Here is a 1,448-nt window from a genome sequence, read left to right on the forward strand (position 1 = left end):
GGCTCTTCAGAATGCAGAGTGTAGTTTCGGTCTGAAGCCTCCAGATTCCAGCAGTGATCTGGCGACGTAGTTGGTGAGATTGCGGAAGCCGAGGGCAGAGCCGCGCAGGTGTTCCAGACGTCCGTTGATTGCCTCCGTTGGGCCGTTGGAGGTGCCTGGTCGATCAAAGTACGCGAGCACGTCTGCTGCCCTGCGTTTGAGTGTTCCGCCCATCTTTTTCAGTTCTTTCAGGGCGGCGGGGACCCCAGAGCTGAGGGAGTCAATGAGGGCCTGCATGAGCTTCTTACCTTGGGCCTGGTCCTTCTCCCGGTAGGCGGCGATCATGCGTTGATACGCGCCCCACGTCGCTTCGACCTCGACATGCTTCTCCTCGGCGAAGAGGTCAGCAATTCGCTTTTGTTGTTTCTCGGTCAGCAACCCGTCACCGGTATGCAGCGTCAGCCGGGCCTTGTAGAGCGGATCCCCGGCCCGTCCCCGGTGCCCGCACGTGGCTTGCTGAACCCGGCGACGGCAGTCATTGAGTGCGTCGCCGGCAAGACGGACGACATGGAACGGATCCATCACCGCAACAGCGGAAGGCAGCTCTTCGGCCGCGGCACTCTTGAACCCGGAGAAGCCGTCCATGGCCACGACTTCCACCCCGTCCCGCCACGCTTGAGGACGTTGTTTCAGCCAAGTAGCGAAGACCTGTTTGGAACGGCCCTCGACCATATCCAGCAGCCGGGACGGGCCGGTCTTGTCGCGAACCGGGGTCAGGTCAATGATGACGGTGACGTACTTGTCTCCATGCCTGGTGTGTCGCCACACATGCTCATCAACGCCGATAATCTTCACCCCGTCGAAGCGGGTGGGGTCATTGATCAGCACACGCCGCCCTTCAGCCAGTACAGCCTTGTTCGCGGTATTCCAGGACACACCCAGGCCCTCGGCGACGCGGGCCACGGTGAGGTGCTGACACACGATGCCTTCCAACGCCCACACCAGGCCGCGACGGGAAAGCTTTGACCGTGGTTCGGCCGCCTGGGACGTGTCTTGCCGCCATACATGCCCGCACCCGGTACATCGATAGCGACGGATTCGTACCAGCAAGGTGGTTGGCCGCCAGCCGAAGGGTTCATGGCCAAGTTCCCGGGTCACTGTGTCCCGCGGGATGCCTTGGCAGCCGCACTTGCTGCACCATTCGTCCGTGGCCACCACACGGCAGGCGATCACGGCACGATCGGCAGCAAGGAACTGCCCGGTCGCTTCCAAGCCAAGCCCGTCCAAGCGGCAGAAAGTAGTCAGGTCAGGGCATTGAAAGGTAGCGTTAAACACGAGGGCCTTGCGGTAGAAAAATCAGAACTAGACACTCCGATTCTTACCCAAGGCCCTCACCTATGCCGAACCAACGTCCCGGCCTCGGAAGTCACGCGCGCCAACCCCGGCTACACCCTGCATTCGGAAGAGCC

The 1,448-nt window shown here is 61.6% G+C and carries 2 protein-coding genes; one reads left to right on the top strand and one right to left on the bottom strand.

Annotation, left to right across the window (positions count from 1 at the left end; genetic code table 11):
* Positions 1 to 6 precede the first annotated feature (6 nt).
* A complete protein-coding gene (locus QK290_RS18410) occupies positions 7 to 1,266 on the bottom strand; it encodes an ISL3 family transposase (RefSeq protein ID WP_282332116.1) in 1,260 nt (419 codons plus the stop codon).
* On the opposite strand from QK290_RS18410, the gene QK290_RS18415 reads away from it, so the two are divergent.
* The coding region (locus QK290_RS18415; RefSeq protein WP_282332117.1) for a hypothetical protein at positions 1,156 to 1,448 on the top strand (293 nt) is incomplete at its 3' end. The two genes, QK290_RS18410 and QK290_RS18415, sit on opposite strands and share 111 nt — an antisense overlap.

Origin of the sequence: Pseudarthrobacter sp. AL07 (assembly GCF_029960665.1) — a bacterium.
GTDB lineage: Bacteria > Actinomycetota > Actinomycetes > Actinomycetales > Micrococcaceae > Arthrobacter.